The sequence below is a fragment of the Candidatus Zixiibacteriota bacterium genome (assembly GCA_029860345.1).
GTDB lineage: Bacteria > Zixibacteria > MSB-5A5 > GN15 > FEB-12 > JAJRTA01.
On the sequence record JAOUBJ010000005.1, the window covers coordinates 289,579 to 312,029 of the forward strand.

Consider the following 22,451-nt stretch of genomic DNA (forward strand, 5'->3'; position numbering starts at 1 on the left):
GGCCGGCTATAGCAGGTCACCAACTTTTGTCCGGGCACTCGCTTCGTCGATCAAACCCGCTTGGTAGGCTTTGAGCAGGGAGTCTACCTCCGTGGCGCGCACCGATGCCAGTTCCGTCGCTTGATATGAAAAATTGTTATCGAACACGAAACGACACTCGGCGTTCAGTCCGCTCAGGGCCAGATCGATATTGCCGATCCACTCAAGAAGCTGCGTTGCCTCGGCCTGCACCGAACGAACCTGTCGCATGACAACGTCAAACTTGAAAGCCGACCAGCTGGTAGTATCGCCGTAGGAATAACCCAACAGAAACGGCGCCAGATGGGTTCCGGCGCAAACCTCCTCGATTATGGCCCGATGCTGGAAAAACCACTGGTTGTTTCCGGATCGTCCGCCCGGTTGTGGCCCGATATACTCGATGCCGACATTGTCCCAGGTCACCGGGTTGTCGTCAATCTCGCATGAACGAATCATCGACACGGTCGAATCGAAATAGCTGTTGATCCGGTCGGTGAAAGCTGAGTCGGACTCGCCCGACATCCGCTCCGGCGGCGTGATCTTGACATGCAACCGATGAAACCCGGCATTGTGGCTGGACCGCCTCATGTCGTCGATCAGTTGTTGCTCGATATAGGACACGAATGGTATAGCGTGCAGGATGGATTGGCCCAGCGGTTTTGATATGCCGGGGTTGAAGGCCAGATGACGAAAGTCAGGCCGGGACAAATCGATCTGCTTGTCATCGGATTCCAGAATCAGGCGCGGTCGCCCCCGGCTTTCATCGACCGCAATGTCGATCGAATCCACCGGAATAAACCGATGCACGCCCGAACCGTCCGGCTGCACCGTCACAAATCCGCCAAAGACACCGTCCCTGAACAAACAGCGAAACATATCCACCAAAAAAGCAGGCGTACCCGATGTCTGACCGGACGGGTCAACGTAGATTCTACGAGCCAGATCATCCAGCCGCTGCTGAGCAGAAGCACTGTCGGCGCCCTGACCGTTCTCGACCACCTTGAACACGCCCGGCGCCGCGGCCAGCCGGCTCCATGTCCAAATAACCGAGTTCACCACCGGAATGTTGTCACAGAGAAACCGGTACAACATTGATCGATAGCGACCGGTCTTCACATCACCGGACGACATTTTCAACATCGCTCTGATGCGGTCCGTTGTTTGATACGAGTCTTTTGACACCGCCCTAGTCCGGGTGGCAAGTCTCAAATCGCGCTCGGGTCGGTTTTTCGTCGATACTTTCCTGCGTCTGAGGAATTTCATACTTTCTCCTTTTTTCAAACCATTACCGGCTGACAAAACCCACGATCCTGTAATGTTTTTGAACGCTGCCGTACACAATCGGACGAACTTGCACGCAAAGTTTGCGCATCCAAGTCACGCCGCAACAAAACAGCGACCGATGCGTCCTTATAAACAGAAGAACCGCCCGAAGAGAGGCTCGATTGGCCTGCCGGCTGTTCCGGGACAGATCGGGCCGCTCGGAGACATTGCGAAACTGGTATTATAGAACGTAACGAGGTTGCCTTCGTTGTGGGTCCGGGTCGTTGAAACCTGCTGCCTTCTCACCGTTTCGATCCGCATCAACTGCTTCGCGCTCTGAACACTGACACCTGACGTCCTCGTCTTAACGTTTCAAATTTCAGGTGCCTCAGACAAGGGTGGAGTCTGTCCACGAGCGAATGCCGCGTCGTGCACTCAAAGATGCAACAGCTTACGAACCAAAGACAGCCTTCGCTCGTCAAGCAGTGGACCACCTGGGGACAAGTACGTCCCTCCCGTCTGTGGGCGTTCGCGCTGGTCGTGATACTGGCCGGCTACTTTGCTCATGCCTGGTCCTACCATCATTATGTCAACGATGATGCCTATATCACGTTTCGCTACAGCCGCTCCCTGGCCGACGGACTCGGTCCGTTTTTTAACCTCGACGAGTCGGTAGAGGGGTACACAAGTTTTTCCATGATGGTAATTGTTGCCGGGGCTATTCGTGTCCTCGGTGAACAAGCAGCCGCACCTGCCGCCAAAGCTATCGGTGTTTTGTCCGGCGCCTTATCAATCATAATCATCTTCTGGTTCACTCGCTTTCTGGCCGCCGGTAAAGGCTCAGCATCATCGGCCACCTGGTGGGCAATCATCGCCGCGACTCTGGTCGCCCTTAATCCCTGCTTCGCTCTCAACTCAACCAGCGGCCTGGAGACGACCCTGTTCGCCTTTCTGCTCACTGCCGCGGTCGTACTCGCGACTATAGAGACAACCAAACGGCGTTGGTATGGATCGGGATTTTTGTTCGCAGCCGGCTGCCTGACCAGACCCGAAGGTCTCATCCTCTGGTCAGTCTTTGTGGTTGTGCAATTGTTGTTGATCACCGTCGCACCGAAACGTCCAGTTCCACAGGGTTCAGTCGCGCCTACCGGGCGAGTATCCCTCGCTCGTCTGGTTCTTTCGAACGGAATCATCACACTAAGCGTTATCGTTGCCCATGTTTCCTGGCGTCTGGCGGTGTACGAAGGTGAGTGGCTGCCCAACACCTATTACGCAAAACTGGGCGGGTTCCTTCACGAGGGAACCTGGTCATACATAGCTGAAGGTATGCTGCCGGCCGTGCTCGGCCCGGTCGGACTGATTATCACGTTAGTCGGACTTGGTCTTGGCCGGCGGCTCCTTAAGGAAATGGCCCCGATGATAGCAGTGGCCACTACCGGCTGTCTGCTACCTCTCGTTACCGGCAAAGACTGGATGCCCGGCTATCGATTGCTGATTCCTTACCTTCCTCTGGTCGCCTGTTCGGTGGCCGTTGGCTGGGGGACACTCTTTGAACGATTCGCTGAGGGCAAGGCCTGGTTCCGACCGGCCGTTGTACTGAGCATCTGTCTGGCCCTGTGGCTGTTCCACGGCGATCTAAGACAGAACCACCGTGAATATGTCGACATCCGATCATCAGGTTACCAAACCGGGCACATCGCCTTAGCCCAATGGCTCAACAGCGACACCCACGATCCCGCCCGCCCCGTCGCGCTCATGGACATCGGTCTGATCGGCTACCTCTGTCCACAACGCGACATCATCGACATCACCGGCCTGACCGATCGCTTCATCGCCAAGTGTGAGGGTGGCTTCCTCGACAAGAGATATGACCCCCGATACATCCTTGATCGGCGGCCGGAGTTTGTGGTTCTCACTTTCACCGCACCGGGCGATACCAAAGCACCTTTGTCACCGCAAGCAGAGCTGTCGTTCTGGACACCTATCGAACGACGCATCTATTATAGCTCTTCCTTCCAAAGCACTTTTGTCAGCCATGATCTCCCGGAAGCATCAGACGACAACCTCCACCGCCTGGCTCACCGGATCGGCGCCGAACAGGTTTTTGAGCATACCCATCCCGATGCACGCTACCTGCTGGCCGTCTTCCGCAACCAGGAATTGGCCCAAGGCGGCGAGCAGCATGTATCGAAAACAGAATCCCAGGAGCTGAACCAGCTATAGAGTTTTTCTAAGGGTTGCTACGGGCGATCCCACCAAAAAAAGGATGACCCGTGTAATCCGACTGGTGGGCGTGCTAAGAGACGAGATGTGGTCCTGATTTTTCGATGGTAAGGAGCTACTCCCAAAGTTTTGCCCTTAAAGCGTTTTTGAACACCTTGATATTTGGTTTTTGGGGGATTGGCATTGATTCGTGGTCCGGCTTGAAGACCCACTTTTTTAAGTCAATCCGTTCCCATCCATACTTTAAGGCAAAACTCCCTCCACTTTCATTGACCAAGTTCCACTTGTAGGTCGGAGTTCTGTATACAATAGGATAAATACTCACCAACCATCTTAGGCAAGGGCTTCTCCAGTTTCTCCAACGGACGGTGTAAACCACGCACTCGATTGAAATCAATTGGTTCTTGTCTTCATTGCCTTCCGTATTAGCTTCTAAACTGGCCTTTGGTGAAAACTCATCAATCATCTTGCTTACATTAGTAACACCCGATATTTCTACTTGGGCCTGAAGAGTCCATATCCACCCTCCGCAATAGGCACCTTCATCTGACTTAAACTGCTTTCGCTCCCCGTTACTCAATACGAATTCGATAATCACAATACCAAGAGCATCTGTATCACTAAGGTTGTGCAAGTGGGGGCGAATTGTAAGCCCAGTAGGGATTCCATGCTGAGGATTGGGGATAAGATTGAACTTGATGATCGGCTTTGTCTTTTGTCGATAAGTGATGAATGCGACAAGAAAAGTAAGGAACAGCACGATGGACGTGAAGTCGGGCAACAGTTCACCTATATCTGTATCCCACCAATCACTAATCAACGCTGGGATTGATTTGGATTCGTCCTTAACATTTTGCTCGGAATCCGTCAGCGATAGTTCTGGCATAGGAGACGTATCTACCGGTTCGGTCTCGGCGCCAAATGCGCTGTCTGGACCTGATTCATGGAGCAATGTAGAGTCGAGGATTGTACTGGTCCCCGATGCAAGCTCCTCGTGTAGAGCGAAGGTGCGGCTTGTATCAATGCTGTCTGTTCCCGTAGATTCGCTGATCGTATCAGGGTTTTTTCTAACTGTAGAGTCTTGAATTCCGTCTGGTGCCGATCCCGGTGCAATATCCTGACCCGCAACACTCCTTGACATGAAAAGACCAATCGTAACTATGATCACTGTCATCAGCCGCATGGGTTCCTCCTGCTCATCCAAAAATGGTACACCAAAATATGAAACCTAGAGGGGACTATCAACGATAATCGATCCAGGGCGGATCAGTGACACAAGCGGTTGGTCGAACAGTGACTCTGAACCGCTGTGGATTTCCGATACGTAGCGCATGGATGGGGGCATCGACCCGGTTCAGACTACGGGTCAGAGAAGTTATCCTCAGTGATTAGAATAATCCGACCGTCATTTGACCGGCGTCCGCACCTTCTGTTCGGTCGTAAGCAAATTGAAGAACTTTTAATCTCGCCGACCCCAATTAAAGGATAAAGCCTTATCCTTTAATCCAAAAAAATCGTCCCGGATAGCCCCAGAACATAACTTATGGCATAACAATATGTTAACTGGCCCAGCGGATTTTAGCGGCTTACGCTATGTCCAACCTCTCAGCACCCGGCTGGTCTGGTTGCCGCAACAGATCCTACCCACAAAAAAATGACCCATGTAACCGAGAATTGGAACCAAGTGGCCACCGATTTGATCCAGATGCGCAAGATAAGCGCCCTCATGTCAACTGGATAGACGCAATCCACGTCGTTCGTTGGGGACGAACCAGTACGGCTGGCGGGTTCCGTGTGGTTCCTCACAGGACCGACATTTTCTACTGGCCGAAGAGGGTTATTCTCCTGATTGTCAGTAGCCGGTGACGGTCCTTCGTGTTCTTTTCTGCTCACATTACCAGTCCAGTCTGAGGCAGAGACGCCTATCGTATCCCCACTCTTTATTCTAATACTCTTGTGATCGAAGCAACGGTCTAACGAAATGACTGCCTGAACGCGGGTTTCCACTGATACGATCTGTCAGTGGGGTGTGGTATTCTGACGGCTAGAATCGGTCAGGGATACCACACGGGACGCTTGACAAACGGCGATGGAGTGGTATACTCTCATGAACGCTAAGAGACAACTTTACCGGAGGAACAGGCCATGCGACGCTGTCCGATAGTCTTGGCAATCTTGCTCGCACTGTGTGGCTGTGCCACCACGAGCATGCACTCACGTCGTAACCGAGAGTTCCGGGATGCAGCCTACAAGAACCTACTGGTAATCGCAGCCTTCGGCGATCTGAGCCTACAAGAGGCGTTGGAGCGTAAAATCCGTGATGAGCTTGCACTCCTACACGTCAGGTGTGAAATGGGTCACGAAGTCATATTCCCGGGGAAGAGTTACACCGCGGAAGAATACAGCGAATTGATAGATTCACTATGGGTCAGGGGCGTATTGATTATTACATCATCTGGATCGGGCTACTCAAAAACCTACATCCCACCGAGTACAAGAACAAAAACGAAGGGGACCGCGACCCGCACATACGGGGGTGGCTTCAGGTATAACGAGAAGTCTAAGACAACAACGTCAGGTGGTTACAACATCCATAAACCTTGGGCAAGTTTCGTGGCCGAACTTTACGATGTCAATACGGGTGAGCCGGTCTGGTATGCCACGGCGTCAACGAGGGGTAATGCTTTTGCGAATTTCAAGAACGTGGTCCGATCCATGGGCGAAAAGACTGTAACAATGCTAGCCAAAGATAGTCTTCTTATTAGGTAGACTTCCCGCTGAGGAATTTCGTTGTCTGTCCTGAGTGCCAAGGTCCGGTAACGGGCAGCGGCTCTAATGTAACACCTTACCGACACCTGCAATCGCCGTTGGCAATTTGCTCTGAGGCTGTGTTTGTCATGAGTGTTCCCACCACCCCAAAAAAAATGACCCATGTAACCGAGAATTGGAACCAAGTGGCCACCGATTTGATCCAGATGCGCAAGATAAGCGCCCTCATGTCAACTGGATAGACGCAATCCACGTCGTTCGTTGGGGACGAACCAGTACGGCTGGCGGGTTCCGTGTGGTTCCTCACAGGACCGACATTTTCTACTGGCCGAAGAGGGTTATTCTCCTGATTGTCAGTAGCCGGTGACGGTCCTTCGTGTTCTTTTCTGCTCACATTACCAGTCCAGTCTGAGGCAGAGACGCCTATCGTATCCCCACTCTTTATTCTAATACTCTTGTGATCGAAGCAACGGTCTAACGAAATGACTGCCTGAACGCGGGTTTCCACTGATACGATCTGTCAGTGGGGTGTGGTATTCTGACGGCTAGAATCGGTCAGGGATACCACACGGGACGCTTGACAAACGGCGATGGAGTGGTATACTCTCATGAACGCTAAGAGACAACTTTACCGGAGGAACAGGCCATGCGACGCTGTCCGATAGTCTTGGCAATCTTGCTCGCACTGTGTGGCTGTGCCACCACGAGCATGCACTCACGTCGTAACCGAGAGTTCCGGGATGCAGCCTACAAGAACCTACTGGTAATCGCAGCCTTCGGCGATCTGAGCCTACAAGAGGCGTTGGAGCGTAAAATCCGTGATGAGCTTGCACTCCTACACGTCAGGTGTGAAATGGGTCACGAAGTCATATTCCCGGGGAAGAGTTACACCGCGGAAGAATACAGCGAATTGATAGATTCACTATGGGTCAGGGGCGTATTGATTATTACATCATCTGGATCGGGCTACTCAAAAACCTACATCCCACCGAGTACAAGAACAAAAACGAAGGGGACCGCGACCCGCACATACGGGGGTGGCTTCAGGTATAACGAGAAGTCTAAGACAACAACGTCAGGTGGTTACAACATCCATAAACCTTGGGCAAGTTTCGTGGCCGAACTTTACGATGTCAATACGGGTGAGCCGGTCTGGTATGCCACGGCGTCAACGAGGGGTAATGCTTTTGCGAATTTCAAGAACGTGGTCCGATCCATGGGCGAAAAGACTGTAACAATGCTAGCCAAAGATAGTCTTCTTATTAGGTAGACTTCCCGCTGAGGAATTTCGTTGTCTGTCCTGAGTGCCAAGGTCCGGTAACGGGCAGCGGCTCTAATGTAACACCTTACCGACACCTGCAATCGCCGTTGGCAATTTGCTCTGAGGCTGTGTTTGTCATGAGTGTTCCCACCACCCCAAAAAAAATGACCCCCAAGTAGCTGAGAACTGGAACCAGATCGTGACCGACATTGCCCGCTTGCACGAGATAAGCGTCACAACATCAATAGGATAGAGGTGTGTTCATAGCTGTACGTCACTTCAGCCGGAGATTCCAGGCAGTTAATCGCTGGTTCGGGTAGAACTTCTCCTCGGTTGGTGTTACTGGCTGTTGTACGCAAAGGAAGCGGGTTTGCCGCGGCCACGAAAATGAAAAGCTCGGACTCTTTTGGCGTTCCGATACGGTGCATCCCCCTCAGTTTATTCCAAGTCTATTGATTAGATGCGCCACGAACAATTGGACATTGTCAATTAGGCATACTCAGTTCGGCAGTGAGATTTAGCGTCCAACTAAGCCGGAGACTATGAAATATCACTTCCGTACTGAGCTGCGATCTGATCGACGATACTCAACACTGACGGATCATTTTGGAGAACACGTTCTCTAAGGATGTCCGAATCCACCATTTCTGGCAGGGCTTTGTTTAGAGCCTTATCATAACAGATTATTCGGTGACATAGTTGTCCTTGCTCGATTTCGGTGGCGTCGAACAATATATCGATGAATTCAGAGCCCGATTCAGCCACCTTGCCGGATGCTCTCCATAGAAACCGAGGCGTGCTCTCCACAAGCACCGACTTCTTCTCCTCCATTGGAATATCATCTCTTTTTAGTATCTCCGACTTCAGATCTCCGACGCGAATGAGGTAAACATCCCAATCGATACCTTTTGGAACATCATAGATGCTCTCAGAACTAATCCATCGAATGAGCCCGTCGAATTTCAATACCAAATCATGAATTGTCTCAAACGGAATCCTGATCTTTTGATATAGGGGTGCGATCAGAATGTCTGGGACTGCCCGTCCCTTATCGGGAGTTCCATCCTCGCCCTGCCAAGACGAGGACAACGATAGAACACTCTCGACTGCACCGTTCTCTTCTATCGAAACCGCCTCTCCGTCAAATTCCATTCGAGCAAACGGACCAACCTGATCGTCGTGAGCGTAAAGCCCATTGATTCTCGAGGCCACCAACTGGAAACTTGTATCGCCATAGGGTTGAATCATATCGCTTCCCAGCCTGAACCCTGTGATCGTCACACCGTGATAACCGATGTATATGGCCTTCTCTCCTTGATTGTCATATATCGAGAAAATCATCAGAAGTGGTATCCCTGCTTTCAAATATCCATACACCGTACTTTTCAATACATGCTCTTCGGACGCGTTTACCCTGAATGGCTCGAGGCCAACTGCTCTAATGGCATGAAAAATCTGTCGGGTAGACAATCCGCGGTTGGGCATGGCTCGAGGCTCCAATTCGGATTCCACGAGGTAAGCGAACTTCGTGATTTCTATGGGAGGCGGTATATTGTGCTGAAAGAGCTTTCCCGTTGCCTGGAATGCAGACCACAAGGCACTCGTGGCACAAGCAGACACTACCTGATCCTGCTCTTGAAACGCGAGTGTACTCACCGAAAGCTCGATTCCAAAAAGATTGACGTCGTAAGTCCGCTTGTTTGGATAGCTCCTCGGTGTGCCAGCCTCTTCATATGTCCTCAAACATGTGCGACCGACTACAGTGTACGGAATCGGCTTAGCTACGAGGAAGCCCAGATATGAGCCTTTGTCCTTCAGCTGATTCAGCAATTGATCAGCATTCCCCATAAGCACTGATTCGAATTCTTGCTCACTAAACTCAATAGAAAAGAAATGTAAACGAGCACAATGTCGACTGTATTTCCTGAAGCAGCGAGCGTAGTAACCCGCGTAGTCGAGCAAAAAATCCCTATCCACATAATTATACTCCACCACAACGGTCTTAGCATTCACACCCTTTTGGGAAAAATACTCTTCGAAATAGCGGCTATGGTTCTTCTTTTGTAGAAGTTCAAGAGGAGTACGAGAGTGTTCCGCGAGGAATCTTAGCAAGTCATCAATGGTGTAGGACCACGAGCAGAAATCTTTCTCAGTCAAACTTTGTCCCCCACTTGCAATAACTAATGAGTTATTATTTTATCGAATTTTTTGGGGTCGATTTGTCTGGCCTTTTTCAGGCGTTCTGTCTGCTTTTGCGTCTGACTCAAAACCAGATCAAGGGCTTCTTTGCCTGCTTCGCTTTGAATCCACCGAGAAAGTGGCTTTTCCTTTTTGCCGTTGCCATCATTTGTCATTATAATTCTCCAATGCCGCACAAAAACAGATTAATGGTCAGTATACAACCTCACAGCGACAAAGTCAACAGGTTTCAATTGACCGTTGGTCACAATGACCCTCAAAGAGAAGTTCAAATACACTCAAGAACAGTATCGACGCCAATTTGAACGAACTTTCGCAAGCCAGTCAACAAAAAAGTGCGGCTTAGACTCATTACAAGACAACAACTTGGGAAGACGTCACGACTTCCTCGAGATGATACCTTAAGTGAGAGTGGCGGAGTTTCGAGCTCTCCGTTTGCGAGATTGGATACCGATTTCCCTGTGTTCAGATACGCTCCAACTACATGGCTATACCCCTAATATCAAAACGCCCAGCATAAAGGTCAGGTCGTCAATGTTAGCTATCGATACGACTTCAGAGCCTTCCATATTTTGGCAACCCTTTTCACCGACTGTAACTCATTGTACCCTTTCAGCGCATACTCCACCGCTGTATAAGCTCGGATGTTGTCGTTCATGTACTCCGCTGAGATTTTTTCGGCAGCCTCTGATATGATTAGGAAAACCTCTCTTAGCTTGGCAAATGCATCTTCGACACTACTGTCAACTAATTTGACATTCTTGTTGAGTATGGTCCCTTCCCCATCTTCAGATTCGCCGAATACGGATAGCATTGGCAAATATTGAGTTGAATCTATCCCAAAATCGTCAAGCAGTTCTCTGTTTTCAGCAGGCTCCTTCCACACCGGCACCATCATGCTCACGGTCTCACGGGGCACTCTGGGCATTCTGTGGGAACCCTGCTTCGCCTTGATGGCATAAATGCACCAAAGCGGCCCAGAAATGTCGTCAAGCGCTGTCCAATAGTCGTCGTCTCCCAGAAGTTTCTTAACATGAGGATTTGCATCCGTATATAGGATTACGCCGTGGAGATTTGCTCCTCCACTCTTGTGTTTGTAAATCCGCGCCAGTTCCACAGCCCAGTTCACCATAACTTAGCCTCTCTTATTGTTACCGTACCGCAGCAGACTTGGGCAGTCACCCATTTGTAAGCAAACCTATGATCTCAATCTCTAATGGCCTTAGCCCGACTTCTCATTGAACTGACTCCACATTCTCAAAGACCGCCTGGTCTTCGGGGCTCAGAACAGTGTCGAAGAGACCAATATCTTCGCCCTCGTGCTTATTGATGCCCGTGTAGCTCAGACTGGCATCTTCGTATCGTTTGAACTTATAGACTGCGTCATTCATCCTTGCGCTGTTAAAGACTCCGAGACTGACCAGTAATTCAAAGTCCTTCACGCTCAAACGAGTTACCTTCTTGAACAGTCCTGGCTCCAGTTGCGTAATCACATCTTTGAGGCATCGCTCTCGGTAATCGGTCAGATACATGAAAATCGGCACGCGGGTGGCAAACTTGATCAGCTTTTCCTGAATCTGCTTACGCTTGCTTTTGTATTCCTTTTCCTCTTCAGTGAGTTCCTTTTTCTCTTTCTTAGTCAGTTCCTCGTCGTTCTTTTCTTTCCGTGTCTTTTTCACAGCGTCCGATTTGTTGATGATGGTCTCTATATCCTGATTGAGATTTCTGAATCCCTCAATACCCATTAGCGCATTCATTGCCTGTTCGTTGGCCATGAGTCGCTTCAGAGTATCGTTATCCACGTTTACCAGCAGGGCACTTTCCCATCGTCGTGCAAGAAGTGTCGCAGAGGTTCCACTCATGGCTATATCCAGAATGCTTGCGGCATCAATCTGCTTCATGGAACTTCCGTCATAGGCCAGCACTGGCAGGAAGCTGATAAACTCCTCTACCTTTTTCTCGGGGTTCGACTCATCGACATTTAGGCGGCAACTGTACTCTTGAATCTGTCGCAATGCCCGGTCCGGCGCAAAATCGAGAACATAACATTCTCTTTTGACAATATCCTCGCGGTTCGGCGTTGCGTTATCAGGGTTCATCAATGTCCACGGGGATTGAACACGGAAGGCAGCTTGAAAATAGGTCTCCGGGGTAGATGAATTGCGCAGCATGAATATTCCAGTCCACGGCCTCACCGTCACTCCGGTAGTCAGCTTCCCGCATGATAGAGTGATAGTCTTCGTCTGCAGAGGGTCGTCCATTGCATCCAGGACAGGGGGTAGAGCGTCAACACCAATCCCGGCGGCACGCCCTGCCGCAACTATTACCTGATAGTCACGATAAAAGCGATTCTGTTTCTTCCACAGCAGTTTCCGCATGGCATAACACGAAGCTACACTCGGCAGAAACCAGAAGGTGTGGGACAATACATTAAGCAACCGGACATCTGAAAAAGGCATAGGTGGTTTCTTCGCCCCTAACTTCAGATTATCGATTGTTGCAGCCTGAAAAGCGCCTCGAATCAAATCCAGCCACTTCTGCACTTCATCCTGATATTTGAACTTCGCGTTCTCGCCGGTTCCTTCTGCGGAGAAGAATACATTTAGGTCAAACTCGTCGTATTCCCCCTGCATAGCGATGTCTTTAATGTCATCGGGCATTTGATACGTCATCAAGACCATTCGGGGGAGCGACGCATAAGGGTTGTCTTCATCCTGCCAATCCTGCTTGGCCCGTTGTTCATCTGAATAGGTCCAGTTGAAAATCTGCTCCTCGATGAACTCCCCTGATGTAATAGCTCGGAACGGCGTACCGGAGAGATAAAGATAACCGTTCGTCGTGATCGGCATGATCTCTTCGTCAAAATACTCAATGCCTTCCCCCTCGCCGAATTCGACCTCCTTCTTGTCCTCCGCCTCGAACAGATCCTTGGCGCTTTCGCGCCAGGCGCCGTAGTGGTACTCGTCGAGAATCACGCAATCCCAGTGGGTCGTATGGACCCATTCGTTCTTGGTCTTGATGCCACCCGTGCTTTTGTTCTTCCCCAGATGGTCCTGAAACGATCCAAAATAGACTAACGGCTTCTTCTTGTCGGCCTCTTCGTAGCTCAGGCCGCCGGGCTTGATGAACTGCCAGCCCTTGAAATCAATGTGTTGCTTCAAATCGTCTTCCCAGGCATTCCGCACCGCTGGTTTGAAAGTTAGAACCAGCACCTTCCGCCAATTCATCTTTTTTGCCAATCGATAGGCGGCAAAGGTCTTGCCGAAGCGCATCTTCGCGTTCCACAAGAAATGCGGTGTTTTGTCAGGGTCGTCCTTTTGGGCACTCTTGAGATAAGCCGCAGTCTTTTCCACAGCCGCTTTTTGCTCGGGGCGCATAGTGAAATCGAGCGTGCGATTTCCCTCGTTCCATTCCCCCGTCCGCACCGCAACCACCGCTGCCCTGACATCATCTACAGTACACTTGAACCACTCGCCGTCTGGGTTTTTCACTCCCGCGCTTTTCAGGGAACGATGCACGTCATGATCGGTAAAGGCCGTGCCGTCATTGCGCATTGCCGACTCTTCGAGCACAATCTTGTAGGGTGGCTTGCCGGGTTTCTTAGTCGGATACTGCTGCGCCACACGACCTTGAACATCCACTGTAGTGTAACCCACTTTCAAGAGGCCATCATATTGAGGATTTGTATCTTCGTAGGCGTAGATGGTCGGATTAGAGTCAGGCCGTGGTGGAAAAAACTCTTTACTCATTGTGCAGTTCCATTGGGCGAATCATTGATTCGATGAACTCAGCTTCTTCTCGGTTGATTCCGTATCGTTTGTACAGTTTGTCGTCCGTCCACTGCCTGGTCCACTTCTGGATCGGCACGAAAGTATAGACCCTCCGGGTTGTGTTTTGAGACGGCTTGTGTAGCTGAATCAGAAAGCGAGTCAATCGACAGGATAGATAGGACAATACGCTCTCGGCCTGATGTTTTGAGTCCAGCGGGCCGATGCACAGATACGTCTCGGACGAGATGCTTCCTGGCTCCCCGATGAATGGGGTGCTGATGACCCTGTTCGGATAGGTGTCCTTATTGCCGGTGCCTGGAGCGGCGAAGCCGACAAAGACCTTCCACTTATCGATGAGATGTTTACCGGTGTTAATGGACTTTCTTGGCGTGTACCCCGGTCCTCCTTTTTGATGGACGAGAACGTTTCCAGTAGCCTTGGTAGCCTTGCCCTTGAACATGGAATCAAGACCGAACGGCCGCCTGGTACTCACCAACCGATCGAAACGCTTGCTTTCGGGTAGTGACAACGAGCTCGATGAAACACTCTCGCGAGCCATAACCTTCTTCAGAATTGACAGACCTTCGTTGTAGCGGATGAACACGTCCACACCTTCTTCAAGAAGCAAACGATGGGCTGTCGAAACAGGCCAGTCCTTGAAATGGGTGGTGACTCGGCAGGCTCCGCGATTGTCCCGGTCCCAGAGGAAGTAGCAAACGCCACCCTTGAGGGCCACCCCTGGGAAGACGTCCGACGCCATGAGGTAGTCGTCGATCGAGCGCAGCCGATCATCCGTGAGCATAGATTCTCTGAACTCATCAAGCCCCTTGCCACCGGTAAACCAGCGTGACGGAATGATCATCACAAGATAGCGCGGTGCCAGTTTCTTCGCCTGGTCAACGAACCGGTTGTAGATCGGGGTAGCAGATTTACCGCTGCCCCCACCGTCCGACAACTGGTACGGCGGATTGCCGATGATGACGTCGAATTTCATCTTGAATAACTCCTCGGGATTGTCTGTATGTATGAACCGGTATGCATGGGTTTCAAGGTCCTGACCGCGCTCATAGTTGGCTTCGTTCGCACCACAAAAGGCGCAGCGGCCATGTTCCCAGGTATGCCGAATTCGCTCAAAGCGAATTCCGCCCTGCGGATCGTCAAAAGTTTCGCAAACCGAGTATCTGCCGTCCGCCGTCTTGGAGCAATACACAGAACGACGGGAAAGCAGCGAGGTCAACTCAGTGATAGCGAGGCCATAGAGTTGCTTGCTAAAAATGTGGTTGATGCGATCCTGCTTGTTGGGGATTTCCTTTTCCAACCCGGCATCGAGCCGTTTGGCAATCTCGCGCAGAAAGACTCCAGACTTGCAGACCGGGTCCAGAAATCGGACGTTCTTGTCACTCCAGATTTGCGGGGGGAGCAGATCGAGTAATGCGTTGGCTATCTTCGGGGGCGTGAAGACCTCGTCGCTGCTCAGGTTGGCCAGACAGGTCAGTACATCGGGATTGTAGTTAGGACTGTTGTGCATCGGCGACCTTCATGAAATGTATGAGTGGATGCTCTTTTACCGGCGTAGGGATGAAGACATCCTCTCCAAGGTCAGAAAAGAGTGGTGTGCTCTTGTATGCCTCATGATCAAGTAATCCTTGGAAGGCAAAATCACGACGTTTCAGTTTACTCCCCCTGACCAGTGACCATTCCGAAAACACAATCGGTTGTGGGTTCTTTCCCACGGTCTTAAGGGTTAGGGCATCGCCACAGATTAAGTTGCGCTCAAGGATGTATCGAACCGCCTCACGGCAATTGTTCTTGGTCCGCTTCTTGAAAAGGTCTTCATAATTCCACTCGAAAACACCGAAGAGCCTATGGCGACACTGCTGCACGTTGTCCTCAAGTATATCGATCCCGTAGATACTGGAGATAGCAAGTACGGCATTCCGTTCGTATTCAAGTTGACTCTTGCGGTATCGGTTTTCTACTACACTTAGTTTTCTTTTCAAAATCTCTGTGAGAAAGTTCCCTGTACCACAGGCAGGCTCAAGGAATCGGGAGTCAATCCGCTCTGTCTCCTGCTTGACCAGATCGAGCATGCCGTTGACTTCTCGTTGGCGAGTATAGACCTCGCCATGATCCGCGACACGTTGTTTTGAGACGACTTGCTTTTCCATATAATGGGCTTGTTTCATTGACCCGGCTTGCATCTTCCCATTGTGTAAATGAGACTGACTAATAATAGCACGATACGGCCTTGGAGGCAATCCCTATACGCGAAAAAGTAGAGTAGTCCATAGGTGAGGATAGGAGTCCCGCACCGGCAACTGTCGATGACTTCCCGTGTGATGTCCTCCGGTATGGGCATTGACCCTCTTTGCAGTGGTCGATCATACAATGTCGGGGCATGGGGCTGCGGAGTCAATGGTATGGCAAGATAGCGGTTGCCAATACGGAGTGATGAAGTTATGTTGTTTCTGGGAATAGGTTACTTTTCAACAAGAGAGGCGGACAATGATGTTTGCCGAGCTATGAGCAGAGGTACTGGAATGCCAGAGTTCATGTTGGCAACAACAGAATTCAGGAGGTCAAGCTATGGCACGCACCCCACAATGGATCAAGAAACTCGGCGGCCACGCAGGAGAACTTTACGTTGCTGCGGAGTTGTCGAAGCGGGGCATCCCGAATGCACTGCTGCCTGAGAACTTCTCTGACGATGACATTCTCGTCGGCAAGAAGGATGGTGCTAATATGGGATTTGTCCAAGTCAAGTCCTGTCACCCTGATAGGTCAAAGAGTTTTATACTTCGAGACTCGCACGAGGCATGGGTCGAGGCACCTGAGAATCAATTCGTCGCGTTCGTTTGGCTGGGATCGCCATCGACAAACGATTCACCAAGGTTTTGGATAGCACCCAAGAGCAACGTGGGCGATGATTGCGTTGCCCACAGGGCTCACGGTACGGATAACTGGGAACGAAGATTTCACCTGAACGAACTCCGAACAGACTGGGAGAATAATTGGGAGGTTTTTGCGGAGTTCATGCCATAGGTTTCTCTGGCACCTCAGTTAGCCCTTGAGACGCACCAACCGGGACTATCACCACGATTTGAGGTTGATATAGAACTACCTTGACATACAACTCAAATGTGCACTATATTTCGCGCGAGTGATGGTAAGGTGGCTATGGGGTGTTACCAAGCAAGGCTCCGAAAAGGGAGTTGGCCGCGTGAAGAAACAGCAGTGCAAGCAGATCAAAATTGACGGTAAGCGGTGCCGAGGCAGGGCGGTGACTGGCTCCAAGTTCTGTTTCTTTCACGATCCGAAAAGAGCCAAGCAGCGGCAAGCAGCGCAGCGAAAGGGTGGCATCAATCGGCTTAGGCCGGATAAGGTGACGGTGCTGCCCAGCAATACTCTCGATGCCGTTCTAAGAACAGCCGATGATGTTTGTCAATTGTTGAGTGACACGATCAACCAAGTGCGAAAAGGTGTGCTTGACGTAAAGATAGCCAACTCGGTAGGCTACCTGGCCGGTGTTATTTTGAAAGCTCGATCTCAGGGTGAACTGGAGGATCGCATTGTCGAGATCGAGGAGCACATAGCTAAGGAGCGAACTGGACATGGCCGGTAGCCAGCGGCAGCGAATTGAAAAGGCAACGGACGCATTGGTCATAACCGACGATCGTCGGCGCTACGAGGCGTTGAAGCGTGAATACTACAATACGCCTCAGGTGAGTACCGAAAGCCTGATAGTGAAGGTCTGTGCGCTTCTGGGCGGCTTTGAATGGCCACCCTGGGTCACTGCGGAGTTTGACGCGCCCATTCCCGCAGATGCCCCGGCTTGGCTTGAGAAGGAATCCGAGTTCCTCGCGCGGGCACGAAGGCATGAAGTCGACAGACAAATGAGAGCCTCTGAGACAGAGGCGTCGATAGACGAGATATTGACCGAGGTCAAAAGGGCGCATCTACCGCTGCTGTCTTGGCTCGTGGGTGTCACCCTCAAATCGGTGGAAGATGTGCACAGATGGTGTGAGGGTGAGGGCAAAGATCACCGGCCCCGCGAGCTTTGTGGAAAGGGACTGTGAAACGACAAAGCTAAACCGCGTACCGGCCACGTGACGGGTCTTCGGATATGAGCAGCAGCACAGCTATCCGGGAGTTGTAGAAGCACAATGTCTCAGAAAACCAGAGTCGACAAGTTGCACGACCGTACGCTGCGAAAAGAGGCTGACTCACGCGAAAGCCGGGAGTCTTTCGATATGCGCGTGGAACGGCTTCAACACGCCCTATCCAAGTTCGGCTACAACGTAACCCACGAACAAGCCACCTTTGAGGCGTACCGGTGGGCTACGGAGAGACCGAACTTCCGTGGCTTTGCGTTCGATCTGGCGGAGGTGGGTCTGGTGGTTGGAGACGATTCTGAGATCGCACGGTATTGTGTCAGCCCTAAAGACAACCGAAGTGCACAGCGTTAATCCAGAAAAACCTAAGCCCAGAGGCCACCGCATGTATCCTCTTTCTATCTGCTGTGAGGGGTTAGTTTTCTCAAAAAAAACCGAGAATTTAATGGATACTACTTGACAAGGGGTACGACTTCCACATATACTACCCCCAAGAATCGTAACCTTTATTTTGAGGTTTACAATGAATGATAGTGATTTCATAACAACTCTCAAGAGAAAGAAAGACAGTCACTTATCTGAAATTCGACGATTGACTCGTCTTGTTGAGAGTATTGATAATCTGATGCGTGAGTATTCCAATGGCACAAAACCACTTACGCAGACGGAGATTCCGATGGTTTCTGGCCCTCCGCCCTCAACAGAGATTGATCTGACAGGTCTTAATCTTACGGAAGCTATACTGCAAGTCATGGGACTAAAGCCGAGCTATGGTTGGCGTGGGGCGGAGATTACCAAAAGACTCCGAGACTTAGGATACAAATTGAACAATCTGGGCCAGAAAGTGTCTGCACGCCTGATTGAACGGACGAAGTCCGACAATGCCCGTTGGGAAAGGCTGGAAAAGAAAGAAACGGATAAGTATCCGAAGTACAGATTGAAAGGTGCGCTTGAAAACACACAGAATTAGGCGCAAAGAAGCCAGGCGCGGCAACGCCTGGCTCAAACTGGAATCAACCATGCGTTTCTTTAACAGGGTGTTCCTTTGTTAGTATATATCAAAACTCTGCTCGCGTCAATACCCAACTTACGGCCCAGGCCACCACCACCCGAGGCAGAAAGCTTACTGGTGGCGGGGCCTACATTGGCCCCGCCCCGTGCTATTCTAAGAAGCCAACAATTAGCTGCGAGAATTCCGCGTCTAAGCGATGACGCGTATAATATCCAGCTTTCATGAAGGTAATATGTATTGATGCCGGTGGCAATAGTATGGACGAAAAAACAATTGGCGGTTATTCGGATAAAAGAAGGCACTTTATTGTTTGGAGGTAACTTGCGGTCTTTTCTTAAGTCAAAACCAAAGTGTGGGTATGTGAAAGACCCTTTGGTTCGTAAGGGTTGTGGCTCAGATGCTGTTCCGTTTTCGGAAGGTTCGTCTACTCTCGAAACAGAATCCTGTAGTGATGGGGGTGGCCCATCATGCTACCTCTTGATAAATGCCGGAAGATTCTCAATCAGCCCAACTTGGAAGATGATGCTGTCGATAAGATTCGCAATCAATTATATGCTATTGCCGAATTGCTGGTGAGTGACTTTCTTAAGAACAAACAAGTGGACGAACTGGAGTCCGACCCTTAAGCCAGGAGTTTGTGATGATGGATAAGCCGAAGAAGGCGATAATCTACTGCCGGGTTTCGTCTAAAGAGCAAACCTCGGGATATAGCCTGAAGAACCAAGAGGTTGCGTGCAAGGCGTTTGCGGAACGAAGCGGCTACGCCGTAAAGCGGGTTTTCGTTAATCACGAAGGTGAATCAGCCAAAACGAAGAATCGACCTGTCCTCAAAACGATGTGGGAATATGTAGCCAAAGAACATCGTAGTATTGACGCGCTGATTGTATGGAAAATCGACCGCCTTTCACGGAACATGGCCGATCTCCTGGACATGCATCAGGAATTAAAGAAGCTCGGGATAGATGTTCGTTCAGCCACAGAGCAGACCGATGACACTTCTACGGGTAAACTGATGCGAAACATCATCGGGTCGTTTGCTCAGTTCGAGAACGATGTCAAGTCGGAACGCACAGTAGCCGGTATGCGAAAGGCAGTGGAAGAGGGTCGTTGGGTCTGGAAACCACCTCTTGGTTATCGGATGGGCGAAGATAACTACGGTAAGAAGACTCTAATTACAGACGAGAATGCGACGTTTGTGACTGAGGCTTTTCAGCTTGCGGCAAAAGGTCTTCACACGCAGGTGGAGATTTGTCGCCGACTTAGGCTTAAAGGATTTCCCATGTACGAGCAGAGATTGAACCGCCTGCTGCGCAGTCCGATTTACGCGGGTCTGATCGTCAAGCCTGAATGGACTCCTGAACCGATCAAGGGCGTTCATGACCCTCTGGTCACTGTCGAATTGTTCAATAAGGTCCAGCAGATTCTGGACGGAAAGAAAGTTTCGCTTCGACCCCGTAGACGCAACCACCCAGACTTCCCGCTGAGGAATTTTATTGTCTGTCCTGAGTGCCAGGGTCCGGTGACGGGCAGCGGCTCAATAGGCAGGCGCGGCAAACGCTACACTTACTATCACTGTGGAGGAAACAGGTGTGGATTCGGCAGTGTTCCGACTACGAGGCTTCACGTTCAGTTTGCAAAGCTCCTCACCGCGGTTAAGCCCACGGATGAAAACTTGCGTTTGTTTGAAGCCATAGTGGGAGATGTGTGGGGTTCTCGCCATCAGCTTCGCATAAGCCAAGAGCGTCGCGTCCGTTCCCAAATCCATAAACTTGAGGAGCGAGGCCGCAAGGCCCGGAACTTGCTTCTCAAGGGCACTCTAAGCGAGGATGACTACTTGGACGAGTCGGACACTATTCGCGACCAGATCGGTGGTCTACAGGCAGAATTGGATGAATTACAGGTATCCCTGGAGGGCATTGAGCCTTGTGTGAGCTATTGTTGTGATCTACTGAAAAAACCTGCGGAGTTTTGGGTGTCTGCAAGTCTTGACAACAAGCAGAGGTTCCAAAACTTCGTATTTCCGACTGGAATAACGTATTTCGGCGGCTCTTTTGGAACCGCCGAAACCTCCATAATTTTCAACGTCTTAGGGGGAAAGAACGCTGAAAAATCAAATTTGGTGACCCCTACGGGAGTCGAACCCGTGTTTGCGCCGTGAAAGGGCGCCGTCCTAGGCCACTGGACGAAGGGGTCATAAACCGATCTGTCGGTCGTCTATAATATACCTTTTGCCGCCCCTGTCAAGCAATATCAGAAAACTGAAATGATAACAAAACCACCCCTCGGGCACCGGGCGAAAAGTGGCTTAGTCGAAGATCAGCAAGCAAACACTCTAAGTCGTCTCGTCGGCGTATTGGGTAGCCAAAATCTCTCGAGCCCGATTCCGCACGAAGGCATAACTCAAGCTGTTGACCGAATTGAACTCGGCCACCCGCACACACATCTCTTTAGCTCTTTCGTGATCGTTAAGCCCCTGATAAGCCAGCATCATGCGAAAATGGGTATAGGGACTCTGCTGGTCGGCCCGCGTCAGTTCTTCAATGGCTCGCCCATACATCTTCTCTTCAAGCGCAATTATCGCCATCAACTGATGCGCGTTGGTTATCAAACCGTTGTTTTCCAGGGCCTGAGCTTCTTTCTGATACGCCCGTGCTTTAGCTTTGGCGGTGGCCAGGTCCTTCTTCATAAGAGCAATGCGAGACGAAAGAAACTGGTATAACCGCTCGCTGTTCTTCTTGACCGGCTTGGACAGCTCTGAGTTCTCAATCAACTTCAGCGCTTTTTTGTACACTTTGCGCGCCTTATCCGGCTCACCCGCTTCCAGAAAAACACCCCCCATAGATGTCAGATCAGCGGCCATAGCACCAACGTCCCAACCCTCCTCGGCCAACTCATATTGGCTGTGAAGCGCAGCTATTGCCTCCTCGAAACGTCTCTCGTAGGCATAAGTAACAGCTATAGCATTGTACCCTTGGCGACGAGCGCCCACATCAGTGGTCCCATCCACCATATGCGTCTGCAGTCGTTCCCTCGCCTTATCGTATTCGTCCTTGAAACAGAGATTGGTGGCAATCCCGATGTGCGAGAAATTGAATTCCGAATTCTGCGCCAACGCCTTTTCATACATCTCTATAGACTCATCATACTTACCCATTTTCATCAGCAGTTCGGCGTATGAGTCGTAAGGGTTGGGATCATCCGGAATCAACTCAATGTACTTCTTGAAAGCCCTTTCAGCGGCGTCAAAGCGGCTCAAAGCCCGGTAGGCATATCCCATCTGGTTGTATGGTGTCGAATAGGTCGAGTCTAATTCAAGTACGCGAACATAGAACCGGATAGCCCGCTCGTAGTTCTGGCCGCCGAAGTAAAAATTGGCCAACCTGATTAGCGCCCGTGGATCGTTGGGGTGCAACTCGACCAACTGCTGCAAGTATTCCTGTGTTGAGGCCTGATCGTTGTCACTGCCGGCTTTGAAAGCCAGGATCATCAGCCGCTCACCCTCGGACACTTTGTCCACCTGCGCCACAGCCTTATTCAGATGCTCGAAGAAACCCTTGTTAGTCCCGACCGCAACTGCATACTCCATGTGAGCCATGGCAAAGTCCGGATCAAGCTTGAGCGCTTGCTCAAAGTAGGGCCGGGAATCTACAATACGCAGTTTCTCCTGTAAGTCCCGCCCGGCAAGATAGGCCTCGCGTGCTTCCTGCGACGTAGTTGTTATCGGCACGTTTTCAGCCGACTGTTTGGTGCAGCCCACCATCAGTGCTGTCATTACGGTTAAAACCGCTATCAGTAGTAATCCGGACTTTTTCATCATATTCCTT

Annotated in this window: 18 protein-coding genes and 1 tRNA gene; 9 read left to right on the plus strand and 10 right to left on the minus strand. The window is 50.8% G+C overall.

Annotated elements, in window-relative coordinates:
- Positions 1-6: 6 nt before the first annotated feature.
- Positions 7-1,281 carry a hypothetical protein gene (locus OEV49_07565; GenBank protein ID MDH3890929.1) on the minus strand — a complete coding sequence of 425 codons (1,275 nt, stop codon included), beginning with the start codon at positions 1,279-1,281 and terminating at the stop codon, positions 7-9.
- Positions 1,282-1,722: 441 nt separating this feature from the next.
- Here OEV49_07565 and OEV49_07570 point away from each other — a divergent pair, with 441 nt between their 5' ends.
- The gene (locus OEV49_07570; GenBank protein ID MDH3890930.1) at positions 1,723-3,504 is read left to right on the plus strand and encodes a hypothetical protein; all 1,782 of its coding nucleotides are present in this window, start codon (positions 1,723-1,725) and stop codon (positions 3,502-3,504) included.
- 115 nt (positions 3,505-3,619) lie between these two features.
- Here the strand turns inward: OEV49_07570 and OEV49_07575 are convergent, their stop codons facing one another.
- Positions 3,620-4,687 (minus strand): hypothetical protein, encoded by a 1,068-nt coding sequence (locus OEV49_07575; protein ID MDH3890931.1) that lies wholly within the window; start codon positions 4,685-4,687, stop codon positions 3,620-3,622.
- A gap of 962 nt (positions 4,688-5,649) precedes the next feature.
- Between OEV49_07575 and OEV49_07580 the strand changes: the two genes are divergently transcribed.
- Both OEV49_07580 and OEV49_07585 read left to right on the plus strand, forming a co-directional pair.
- Entirely contained in the window at positions 5,650-6,273 is a 624-nt protein-coding gene (locus OEV49_07580; GenBank protein ID MDH3890932.1) for a hypothetical protein, read from the plus strand.
- A gap of 646 nt (positions 6,274-6,919) precedes the next feature.
- A complete protein-coding gene (locus OEV49_07585) occupies positions 6,920-7,543 on the plus strand; it encodes a hypothetical protein (GenBank protein MDH3890933.1) in 624 nt (207 codons plus the stop codon).
- 531 nt (positions 7,544-8,074) lie between these two features.
- Here the strand turns inward: OEV49_07585 and OEV49_07590 are convergent.
- The 6 genes from OEV49_07590 to OEV49_07615 form a co-directional block, all read right to left on the minus strand.
- Entirely contained in the window at positions 8,075-9,691 is a 1,617-nt protein-coding gene (locus OEV49_07590; protein ID MDH3890934.1) for a hypothetical protein, read from the minus strand.
- A 23-nt stretch (positions 9,692-9,714) separates the two neighbouring features.
- Positions 9,715-9,888 carry a hypothetical protein gene (locus OEV49_07595; protein ID MDH3890935.1) on the minus strand — a complete coding sequence of 58 codons (174 nt, stop codon included), beginning with the start codon at positions 9,886-9,888 and terminating at the stop codon, positions 9,715-9,717.
- Positions 9,889-10,274: 386 nt separating this feature from the next.
- Positions 10,275-10,865: a hypothetical protein gene (locus OEV49_07600; protein MDH3890936.1), complete on the minus strand. Its 591-nt coding sequence runs from the start codon at positions 10,863-10,865 to the stop codon at positions 10,275-10,277.
- 103 nt (positions 10,866-10,968) lie between these two features.
- Positions 10,969-13,482: a GIY-YIG nuclease family protein gene (locus tag OEV49_07605; protein ID MDH3890937.1), complete on the minus strand. Its 2,514-nt coding sequence runs from the start codon at positions 13,480-13,482 to the stop codon at positions 10,969-10,971.
- Complete coding sequence (locus tag OEV49_07610) at positions 13,475-15,031, minus strand: Eco57I restriction-modification methylase domain-containing protein (GenBank protein MDH3890938.1); 1,557 nt, start codon at positions 15,029-15,031, stop codon at positions 13,475-13,477. The genes OEV49_07605 and OEV49_07610 overlap by 8 nt, the downstream gene beginning before the upstream one ends.
- Complete coding sequence (locus OEV49_07615; protein MDH3890939.1) at positions 15,015-15,689, minus strand: SAM-dependent DNA methyltransferase; 675 nt, start codon at positions 15,687-15,689, stop codon at positions 15,015-15,017. Before OEV49_07615 ends, OEV49_07610 begins: the two co-directional genes overlap by 17 nt.
- A gap of 400 nt (positions 15,690-16,089) precedes the next feature.
- Between OEV49_07615 and OEV49_07620 the strand changes: the two genes are divergently transcribed.
- From OEV49_07620 to OEV49_07645, 6 genes are all read left to right on the plus strand, one after another.
- The gene (locus tag OEV49_07620) at positions 16,090-16,545 is read left to right on the plus strand and encodes a hypothetical protein (GenBank protein ID MDH3890940.1); all 456 of its coding nucleotides are present in this window, start codon (positions 16,090-16,092) and stop codon (positions 16,543-16,545) included.
- Positions 16,546-16,723: 178 nt separating this feature from the next.
- Positions 16,724-17,125 carry a hypothetical protein gene (locus tag OEV49_07625; GenBank protein ID MDH3890941.1) on the plus strand — a complete coding sequence of 134 codons (402 nt, stop codon included), beginning with the start codon at positions 16,724-16,726 and terminating at the stop codon, positions 17,123-17,125.
- Entirely contained in the window at positions 17,115-17,579 is a 465-nt protein-coding gene (locus OEV49_07630) for a hypothetical protein (GenBank protein MDH3890942.1), read from the plus strand. Before OEV49_07625 ends, OEV49_07630 begins: the two co-directional genes overlap by 11 nt.
- Positions 17,580-17,666: 87 nt before the next feature.
- Complete coding sequence (locus OEV49_07635) at positions 17,667-17,969, plus strand: hypothetical protein (protein ID MDH3890943.1); 303 nt, start codon at positions 17,667-17,669, stop codon at positions 17,967-17,969.
- 169 nt (positions 17,970-18,138) lie between these two features.
- Positions 18,139-18,585, plus strand: coding sequence for a hypothetical protein (locus OEV49_07640; protein ID MDH3890944.1), 447 nt, complete (start codon positions 18,139-18,141; stop codon positions 18,583-18,585).
- Between the two features lie 509 nt (positions 18,586-19,094).
- Positions 19,095-19,253, plus strand: coding sequence for a hypothetical protein (locus OEV49_07645; GenBank protein ID MDH3890945.1), 159 nt, complete (start codon positions 19,095-19,097; stop codon positions 19,251-19,253).
- Positions 19,254-20,744: 1,491 nt separating this feature from the next.
- Here OEV49_07645 and OEV49_07650 read toward each other — a convergent pair.
- Together OEV49_07650 and OEV49_07655 are read right to left on the minus strand one after the other, a co-directional pair.
- A tRNA-Glu gene (locus tag OEV49_07650) sits at positions 20,745-20,820 on the minus strand.
- A 139-nt stretch (positions 20,821-20,959) separates the two neighbouring features.
- Positions 20,960-22,444: a tetratricopeptide repeat protein gene (locus OEV49_07655; GenBank protein ID MDH3890946.1), complete on the minus strand. Its 1,485-nt coding sequence runs from the start codon at positions 22,442-22,444 to the stop codon at positions 20,960-20,962.
- Positions 22,445-22,451 lie beyond the last annotated feature (7 nt).

Bases quoted from the DNA above. Each gene is read 5' to 3' on its own strand.
- OEV49_07565 (MDH3890929.1), bottom strand. From the start codon at position 1,281: ATGAAATTCCTCAGACGCAGGAAAGTATCGACGAAAAACCGACCCGAG.
- OEV49_07570 (MDH3890930.1), top strand. From the start codon at position 1,723: ATGCAACAGCTTACGAACCAAAGACAGCCTTCGCTCGTCAAGCAGTGG.
- OEV49_07575 (MDH3890931.1), bottom strand. From the start codon at position 4,687: ATGCGGCTGATGACAGTGATCATAGTTACGATTGGTCTTTTCATGTCA.
- OEV49_07580 (MDH3890932.1), top strand. From the start codon at position 5,650: ATGCGACGCTGTCCGATAGTCTTGGCAATCTTGCTCGCACTGTGTGGC.
- OEV49_07585 (MDH3890933.1), top strand. From the start codon at position 6,920: ATGCGACGCTGTCCGATAGTCTTGGCAATCTTGCTCGCACTGTGTGGC.
- OEV49_07595 (MDH3890935.1), bottom strand. From the start codon at position 9,888: ATGACAAATGATGGCAACGGCAAAAAGGAAAAGCCACTTTCTCGGTGG.
- OEV49_07600 (MDH3890936.1), bottom strand. From the start codon at position 10,865: ATGGTGAACTGGGCTGTGGAACTGGCGCGGATTTACAAACACAAGAGT.
- OEV49_07605 (MDH3890937.1), bottom strand. From the start codon at position 13,482: ATGAGTAAAGAGTTTTTTCCACCACGGCCTGACTCTAATCCGACCATC.
- OEV49_07610 (MDH3890938.1), bottom strand. From the start codon at position 15,031: ATGCACAACAGTCCTAACTACAATCCCGATGTACTGACCTGTCTGGCC.
- OEV49_07615 (MDH3890939.1), bottom strand. From the start codon at position 15,689: ATGAAACAAGCCCATTATATGGAAAAGCAAGTCGTCTCAAAACAACGT.
- OEV49_07620 (MDH3890940.1), top strand. From the start codon at position 16,090: ATGGCACGCACCCCACAATGGATCAAGAAACTCGGCGGCCACGCAGGA.
- OEV49_07630 (MDH3890942.1), top strand. From the start codon at position 17,115: ATGGCCGGTAGCCAGCGGCAGCGAATTGAAAAGGCAACGGACGCATTG.
- OEV49_07635 (MDH3890943.1), top strand. From the start codon at position 17,667: ATGTCTCAGAAAACCAGAGTCGACAAGTTGCACGACCGTACGCTGCGA.
- OEV49_07640 (MDH3890944.1), top strand. From the start codon at position 18,139: ATGAATGATAGTGATTTCATAACAACTCTCAAGAGAAAGAAAGACAGT.
- OEV49_07645 (MDH3890945.1), top strand. From the start codon at position 19,095: ATGCTACCTCTTGATAAATGCCGGAAGATTCTCAATCAGCCCAACTTG.
- OEV49_07655 (MDH3890946.1), bottom strand. From the start codon at position 22,444: ATGATGAAAAAGTCCGGATTACTACTGATAGCGGTTTTAACCGTAATG.